The following is a 7,870-nucleotide window of genomic DNA, read 5'->3' on the forward strand; positions in this document are numbered from 1 at the left end:
TCCGTGAGGTGAGTTCCTAGACAGCTCCCACCACACCGGAGGTCTTCGCCATGTTCAAGACCAGACCAGTGTCAACAACGCTCGTGATCAATACAGCTAGGACCTGTCCGGCCGATCACGCCTCTGATCCGAGCACCGGTCCGATCCGGGAGGTCGGGAAACGGGAGACGCGCCGGGCCGGGGGTTCTTGGAGCACCGCACCTGGTAGAACACTGCCCCGTGGGTATCCAGGAGCGCGAACGCAAGATGTACCGGCCGCTGCGGCGGGCTGGCCTCGAGGTGATCCCGAACACGGTGCCGGACGGAACGATGCCGTTCGTCTCCGGATACCGTCCCGAGGACATCGTCGGCGGCTTCTCCCACCCGTACGAAACCCCACGGCTCGTCCAGCGTCTCAACGAGGACTGGTACGACCTGGCGGTCTCCTCGGGCCTTCTCGACCACCAGCGCGAGTTCCTCGTCCAGCTTCCCCACGGCACCCACACGCACCATGCTCTCCTGCCGAAGGAGCACTTGCATTATGGCCGCCATTCCCCATCGCCGGTCTGGACCCGGGTCCGGCTCCTCGACCGCTGGGACATCATGGGCCGGGGTGCGGCATCGGCGTTCCTCGGCATACGTGCGGGCCACCCGGGTTTCAGCATGATGGCGCTCGACAGCAGCGTGTACATCAGCTGCTCGACGGGCGAGATCGGTGTCGACGTGAGGGCGGTGGCCCACCCGGCCCACTCTGAGAACATCCTGCAAGACCTGGAGTGGTACGCACATTGGGACTATCCCCGCACCGACAAGGAGTTGCAGAAGCGGATCGCTGCCTGGCTCGCGGGCCGCACACTGGGGACCGCCAGCCGGTCCAACTGATGATCACGCGGGCCCCGGCGGCGAGGCCGGCAAGCTTGTCGCCGTCCAGCTGATCATGTGACTACTCCGTGCTCGAGTCGTTCCTCTGGGCATGGGGCGGGGTGATCTGAGCGATGCCGAGTGGGAACAGCTGCGGCCGTTCCTGCCCGTGAGCAACGGGCGTTGTGGCAGATGGCGAGATCACCGTCAGGTGATCGACGGGATTCTCCACCGGGTGCGGACCGGCGTGCAGTGGCGTGACCTGGCCGAACGGTTCGGTCCGTGGAAGACCGTCTATGAACGCCACCGCCTGTGGTCGGCCGACGGAACCTGGGAACGCCTGCTCCGGCAGGTCCAGGCCGAGGCCGACGCGGCCGGGGAGATCGGCTGGGACATCTCGGTCGACTCCACCGTCGTGCGTGCACATCAGCACGCTGCCGGCGCCCGCACCGATCCGCCGCCGGCTCCCGCCTCAAAGGGGGCCGCAGCAGCAGAACACCAGGGCGAGACGCGGTGGCAGAGCCTCGTCGCCCACCTGGCGGAGGTGGTACAGAAGGTGAGGGCCTGGGCCGCTCGCGGGGCGGGTTCACGACCAAGATCCATCTGAGTGCGGACGGCCGCTGCCGCCCGCTGTCCCTGATCGTCACACCGGGACAGCGGGCGGACTGCACGCAGTTCGAGCCGGTGTTGGAGAAGATCCGTGTCCCGAGGACCGGGCCGGGCAGGCCGCGGAAGAAGCCTGACAGCCTCGCGGCGGACAGGGCCTACAGCAACGGGCCGTGCCGTGAGTACCTGCGGCGCCGGGGCATCCGGCACACCATCCCGGAGAAGATCGACAGCCAGGCCGCCCGCCTGCGCAAAGGCTCACGCGGCGGACGGCCACCGGGCTTCGACGAGGAGCGGTACAAGAAGCGCAACACCGTCGAACGGGCCATCAACAAGCTCAAGCATGCCCGAGCTGTGGCCACCCGCTACGACAAGCGCGGCTACATCTTCCTCGGAACCGCTACTGCCGCAGCCGTCGTCATCTGGCTCCGCACATGATCGGCCGGACAGTCCCTAGGCGGCGGGTGAGGTCGGTGGCGAGCTGCCCCGCCGCCGGGCCGCGCGCGGCGGGGTTGGGCGGTTCCAGGATCTGGAGCAGCTCGAGCGTCTCGCGGGCTTCGTCGGCGGTGAGCACGGCAAGGCGGGCTCGCTCGGGTGGGTGCCGTTGACCTGGGTGCCGTCGGGGACGAGGGCGCGGATCCGGGCGCCGTCGTCTGGAAGGTGCGCCAGGGACGTGTCGGGTGTTCAGAAGGCTGGGACCTGTGCCCGAGCGACTGCCCTTCCAGACCTGGTGACAGGGGGGTGCGACAGGGTGCTGTGGGCTGTGTCCCTTCGTTGAAAGGTTCTTCAGTTGGTACAGCACGAACGCCGCTCTGATCAGGCGGCAGAAGCCCAGGCCCCCAGGCCCCGGAAGCCCGCGCCGGCGGATGCTGCCGGCATCCTGGCGCTCCAGCGCAGCGCGGGCAACGCCGCCGCTCTGCGGATGCTCCAGCTTTCCGGTCACCCTTACGCCCAGCCTTCCGTCCAGCGCAAGGACCAAGCACAGGAACAGCACGTGCACGGCGCGGGCTGCGGCCACCAGCAGACCCTCCCCGACCGGCCCGCCGTTCAGCGTTCCGCCGTTCACGATGTCCTCGCCGGAAGCGGCCGCCCCATGGACGCCCCGCTCCGCGAGGAGATGGAAGTCCGCCTTGGCGCCGACTTCTCCGACGTCCGCATCCACGACAACAGCGCCGCCCGCGCTTCCGCCGCTGAAATCGGTGCCCGCGCTTACACCAGCGGCAACAACGTCGTCATAGGCGACGGTGGGGGAGACAAACACACCCTCGCCCACGAACTCACCCACGTCGTCCAGCAGCGCAAGGGCCCCGTCTCCGGCACCAACAACGGCAACGGCCTCAGCATCTCCGACCCCGGCGACCGCTTCGAACGCGAAGCCGAAGCCAACGCCGCGAGAGTCATGGCAGGTGAACCCTCAGCGGTGCGGTCGGCCGGTGACACACCAAATCACTCGGCGTCAGCGATTCAGCGAGCAGGCGGAAAAGGCGGGAAGAAGGACGTCGGTAAAGGCGGCAAGAAGGGTGGAGGTAAAGCAACGAGTGAAACTTCCGATGTCGCCACCGCTCCCGCCGTGAAGACCATCAAATTTCCCGGACAGGACCCACAGGCGATCAGTATGACATTCGACTCGCGAGAGGCGTCGCTGGGGGTGCATAAGGTAGGGAATCACGTCTACAAGATATTCGGCGGAGGGTCAATGGTCAAAGCCCCGTCGGGGTACGTTAGAGCAGTGAAGGCCCTAGAGGAATTCAAAAAGCAGGGCCTGGGTGGTCGAATTGCTGGCGCTGAAGCAGCAGGGCGCCTTACCTATTCCGACGGGGGTCCAGGCGAGGTCGGCTGGGCTGTCAAAATGGACTTCGTCACTGGTACGCGCTGGCAGTTCGGAAAGCCGGGAGGGGATACGATCTTCAATAATGAGATCCAGGGTCTCACCTTGTCCCAGCTGGGGGAGATTAGGGAAAATCTCGTGAAGGCGAAGAAGGCTAAGGTCAACGACCTTCAAGGGGTCATCAATGGCGGAGTTATGCACTTCCTGGATCTCCACACCGGAGGTTCTGGAGGTCAGGCGGAGTTTGCTGTGGAATTTGTTGATGCCAGAATTGCAGAGCTGTCCCAGTAGTAAGCGCGTGTGATCTGTCCAGCGGCACCCTGCGCTACCTGACCACGCAGCTCCGTACCCGGCAGCGAAAGATCGGGACCCGGTGGCGACGGCTGCCTGCCGACCGTCAGCCCCTGCTCGCCCTCGCTCATCTGCAGCGCGGGGACACGTTCGCGCCGCTCGCCGCCGGGTTCGGCATCGGAGTCGCGACCATGTACCGATACATACGTGAGGTGATCGACGACCTGGCTGCCGTCGCGCCGACCCTGACCGAGGCGATGAAAACCGTACGAGCGAAAACCTTCGTGATCCTTGACGGAACCTTGCTGTCAATCGACCGGATCGCTGCCGGCACCCCAAGGTCCGCTGTCTCGGCGAACAGGCTATGGCCACCCTGAAGGGCTGGCGCCCTCTGCGGAAGCTCCGCTGCAGCACCAACCGGATCACCAACATGGTGAAGGCCGTTGTCGTCCTTCACCACGTCTCAACCTGAGGTCAGAAAAGACTGCATGAGCTTTGACATCCTCGTGTGCCGGCTCGAGAACGGTGAGCCGGCACCGCTGGACATGAGTGCCGCGCACGAGGTCCCCGCCCCCTATACGGTGACGCGGGACCCCGAGACGGACTTCCCGCTGGCGAGTACGGCGGAGGGGGAGGAAGCGGGCGTGTACTTCAACGGCCCGACCGGCATCACCGTCAACCGCTTCGGAGGGGACGGAATGATGGACCTCCTCGCCGTCCTCCTGCGTCAACTGGATGCCGTGCTCGTCGTCCCGGGCGGGCCGACCGTGATTCGCGGGAAGAGGATCGAGAGCTTCTGCCCGCCTCCCTCAGGGACGAATGGCCCGTCGTGGTGGCCCGTGGCGGCGCGGAGATCGAGCAGGCGATCCGGGCTTCCTGAACGAGTGGGCAAGGGGCCGTTCCCGGTGCGTGGAACCGGTACGGCTCCGTCGTCTCTGCGCGGACGCGGGCGCGCGGCTCTGTGATCAACGGTGAGCAGGCGTTGCACGGGTACGGCAAACCAAAAGGGACCCGGCGGAGGCGGAGCTGACGCTTGAGCTTTACACAGAGGGCGCGCCCAGCTGTGGCCCAGGGTATCCGTAGGCAACGCCGAATACAGCGGGCGTCGCTGAGCCTCGGGCACCACGACCGTCATCACGTTCACCGATCAGTCTCCCAACGGCGGTGAACGGCTAACTTGATCTTTAACGTCTGGGCCGTTGGTCAGCCGCTGAATGGGGTCGAGGTGATCGCAGGCCGCGTGGGATCATCTCGGCATGCGCCTGGTAGCTGACGGAGCTGATCGCCCGGACGTCCCCTGCCGACTGGAAGATCACCGCGTTCTCCACCTGGAGCTTGAGCAAGCTCGCCGACCACCTCATCAAGCAGAAGGTGACCGCGGCCATCAGCCGGGAGACCCTGCGCCGGATCCTGCGCGCCGGCACGATCCGCTGGAAGACCACCACCACGTGGAAGGCGTCCACCGACCCAGAGTTCATCGCCAAGATGCACCGCGTCCTGGCGCTGTACGACACCCCGCACGTAGACGGGGGGATATGCGTCGATGAGCTCGGGCCGCTGAACTTGATGCCTCGTAAGGGCAAGCCGTGGGGGCCGGTGAGGCGTCCGCGCAGGCTGCGGGCAACCTACAACCGCTACAGCGGGGTGCGGCAGTTGCTCGCGGCCCTAGATCTGGCCACCGGCAAGCTGTACTACCGCATCCGCCCGCGCAAGCGGTGGCGCGAGTTCCTCGACCTCCTCAAAGCCCTGCGCGCACGCCGGCCCGGGGAAAAGCTGTATGTGGTGCTGGACAACTTCTCCCCGCACAAGCACGCCAAGGTCCTTACCTGGGCGGCCGACAACGACGTTGAGCCGATCTTCCTGCCGACCTACGGCTCCTGGCTGAACTGGATCGAGGCCGAGTTCGCGGACCTGCGCTACTTCGCGCTCAACGGCACTGACCATCGCAGCCACGACGAGCAGAACGCCGCCATCGCCGCCTACGTCCGCTGGCACAACACCCGCGCGGAACCGAAGACCAACTTCGCCCCCGACTCACCCATCCGCACCTGGACGCATTACCCGGCCGAGGCTGCGTGTGCGCCACTAGCGTGCTCCCATGAACGATCATGTTGTTGCTCATGGTTTCACGTCGGTGGACACGCAGCCCCGGCCCTCTGAGTGGGTTCAGGTCCTGGACCGTTTGGGTGCGGAGCCGTTCTACGCCGCTTACAAGCAGCGGTTGCAGGAGTTCCTGTGTGCCAAGCCCGGCGGGCTGTTCCTTGAGGTCGGAGCGGGTACCGGGGACGCTGCCGTGGCCCTGCGCTCGCAGTGTGGGGCCGAGGTCGTGGCGGTCGACAGCTCATTGACGATGATCGCGCAGGCGCGGGACCGAGGACTGCCACGCGCCGCTGTCGCGGACGGGCACCGGTTGCCGTTCGCAGCGGCTCGGTTCGACGGCGCCTGGGCTGACCGGGTCCTGCAACACGTCGCCGAACCGTCGCGGGTGCTGGATGAATTGTTGCGGGTGGTCCGTCCCGGCGGCCGGGTCGCCTTGGCAGATCCGGACTACGACACCCAGGTACTCGACATTGACGATCAGGAGCTTGCCCGCCGGGTGTTGCGCTTCAGGGCTGACGTGGGCCTGCGCAACGGCGCGCTGGCCCACCAGCACGCCGGATTGCTCGCTGCTCGCGGCCTTCACGACATCACGGTGGAAGCCCGGACCATGGTCGTGCGCGACCCGTCGGCAGCCGACAATGTCATGGGCCTGCGCACCTGGGCGCACAGTGCCGCTGCTCGGGGTTACCTCGAATCCGCGGACGCGGACCGGTTCGTGGCCCAGTTCGACGATGCCGTGCGCGCAGGACGCTTCACCTACGCCGTCACGTTCTTCCTCACCGCGGGCACGCTGCCCTTGCCAGGCTGACAGCCAGCGGGGCACAACTCGACCTTGATCTCCTTCGCCCAGTGGCGGATGTCGGTGCCTCCGTTGTGCAGACGGGTTGTCCAAAATCACGTAGATCGGGGCGCCGTCGGGCCGGTCGCGCACGGATCGATTTCGGCGCGGCCAGCGTGTTGGCGGCCCTCTTCTTGCGACGGTTCACGCCCCACAGGGTGTCGTCGCCGACCGAGTAGCGGCCAAGCAAGTAGCGCACGCCGTGGGTGCGGTGATACGTGGCAGGCAGCCGGTCGGGGTGCTTTCGGGCAGCCCAGCCTCACCCCGAGCCCGAGCCCGCGCTCGGGTGGATGCCGAGCGGGCCGAACTCGTCGAAGGCGAAGCCCCGGTCCGGGAAGCGGTCCATGACCTCCTCACGTACGCGGTTCCCGTCGGCCCACGCCGGCAGCATCATCGCCTGCCGGTAGCGCACCGAGTTGGCGCTGCCCCGACGCACGATCTGCTGCAGTTTCCGCCCCTCCGCCACGACCACCAACCCGGCCAAACCCTCTGCGGTCACAGCACTAGGCCGTGTATCGAAAGTGGATCTTGGGTCGTGAATGCTCTCAAGTCATGGGGCGGGGAGATCTCACGGACGAGCAGTGGGCGGTGCTGGAGCCATTGGTGCCGAAGGGCGCCAGGGCGGGGCGGCCGCCGGTCTGGCCTCGCCGACGGCTGATCGACGGCATACGGTTTCGGGTCCGGACCGGTGTTCCATGGCGGGACGTGCCCGTCGAGTACGGGCCTTGGGGCCGGATCTATGACCTGTTCCGCCGATGGCAGCGGAACGGCACCTGGCAGCGGATCCTCACCCGGCTGCAGTCCCTGGCCGACGCGAAAGGAGCGATCACATGGGACCTGAGCGTCGACTCCACGGTGTGCCGCGCTCATCAGCATGCGGCCGGGGCCCGGAAACAGGGCGACCTGCAGAAGGAACTGCCGGGCGGTGAGTTCACCGAGCCCGGTGATCACGGGCTGGGACGCTCGCGCGGCGGGTTCACCACCAAGCTGCACCTGGCTGTCGAGCAGGGCCAGAAGCCCATGTCGATCGTGGTGACCGCAGGGCAGCGCGGGGACTCGCCGCAGTTCGAACCGGTGCTGGAGAAGGTCCGCGTGCCCCGCATCGGGCCGGGCCGGCCACGCGTTCGTCCCGATCGCGTGCGGGCTGACAAGGCGTACGCCTCCCGCAGGAACCGCGCCTACCTCCGCCGCCGCGGGATCCGCTGCACCATCCCCGACAAGGCCGACCAAGCGCGCAACCGCCAGAAGCTCGGTTCCCGGGGGGGGGGGCCGGCGCGCCCCGACCCGGTCGGCTCCCGCGAGCGCCATGTGGTCTAGTGTGGGGGGAAACACCCCCAGAAAAACAACGGGGGCGCCACACGCTCCGA

The 7,870-nt window shown here is 67.0% G+C and carries 5 protein-coding genes and 4 pseudogenes; 8 read left to right on the top strand and 1 reads right to left on the bottom strand.

Features of this window, described 5'->3' with window-relative positions:
* The first annotated feature begins 219 nt into the window (after positions 1 to 219).
* From ACZ7HT_RS36745 to ACZ7HT_RS36775, 7 genes and pseudogenes are all read left to right on the top strand, one after another.
* Entirely contained in the window at positions 220 to 861 is a 642-nt protein-coding gene (locus ACZ7HT_RS36745; protein WP_471174088.1) for a hypothetical protein, read from the top strand.
* Between the two features lie 91 nt (positions 862 to 952).
* A protein-coding gene (locus ACZ7HT_RS36750; protein ID WP_471174091.1) for an IS5 family transposase occupies positions 953 to 1,884 on the top strand; the annotation gives its coding sequence in 2 pieces (ribosomal slippage) (positions 953 to 1,285 and positions 1,288 to 1,884; 930 coding nt in all).
* Between the two features lie 484 nt (positions 1,885 to 2,368).
* Positions 2,369 to 2,884, top strand: a pseudogene (locus tag ACZ7HT_RS36755) (eCIS core domain-containing protein); the annotation flags it as partial.
* A 695-nt stretch (positions 2,885 to 3,579) separates the two neighbouring features.
* A pseudogene (locus ACZ7HT_RS36760) lies at positions 3,580 to 4,037 on the top strand (helix-turn-helix domain-containing protein).
* Positions 4,009 to 4,530 (top strand): hypothetical protein, encoded by a 522-nt coding sequence (locus ACZ7HT_RS36765; protein WP_471174092.1) that lies wholly within the window; start codon positions 4,009 to 4,011, stop codon positions 4,528 to 4,530. The pseudogene ACZ7HT_RS36760 and the gene ACZ7HT_RS36765 overlap by 29 nt, the downstream one beginning before the upstream one ends.
* A gap of 316 nt (positions 4,531 to 4,846) precedes the next feature.
* Positions 4,847 to 5,725 (top strand): IS630 family transposase, encoded by an 879-nt coding sequence (locus tag ACZ7HT_RS36770; RefSeq protein WP_471174100.1) that lies wholly within the window; start codon positions 4,847 to 4,849, stop codon positions 5,723 to 5,725.
* Complete coding sequence (locus tag ACZ7HT_RS36775; RefSeq protein ID WP_471174094.1) at positions 5,664 to 6,473, top strand: methyltransferase domain-containing protein; 810 nt, start codon at positions 5,664 to 5,666, stop codon at positions 6,471 to 6,473. Before ACZ7HT_RS36770 ends, ACZ7HT_RS36775 begins: the two co-directional genes overlap by 62 nt.
* 11 nt (positions 6,474 to 6,484) lie before the next feature.
* Here ACZ7HT_RS36775 and ACZ7HT_RS36780 read toward each other — a convergent pair.
* A pseudogene (locus tag ACZ7HT_RS36780) lies at positions 6,485 to 6,858 on the bottom strand (IS630 family transposase); the annotation flags it as partial.
* Between the two features lie 197 nt (positions 6,859 to 7,055).
* Between ACZ7HT_RS36780 and ACZ7HT_RS36785 the strand changes: the two are divergent.
* Positions 7,056 to 7,817, top strand: a pseudogene (locus tag ACZ7HT_RS36785) (IS5 family transposase); the annotation flags it as partial.
* Between the last annotated feature and the right edge of the window lie 53 nt (positions 7,818 to 7,870).

The sequence above is a fragment of the Streptomyces sp. NPDC037410 genome (assembly GCF_055602235.1).

Coding starts and splice junctions, on each gene's coding strand:
- ACZ7HT_RS36775 (WP_471174094.1), top strand. CDS start 5,664: ATGAACGATCATGTTGTTGCTCATGGTTTCACGTCGGTGGACACGCAG.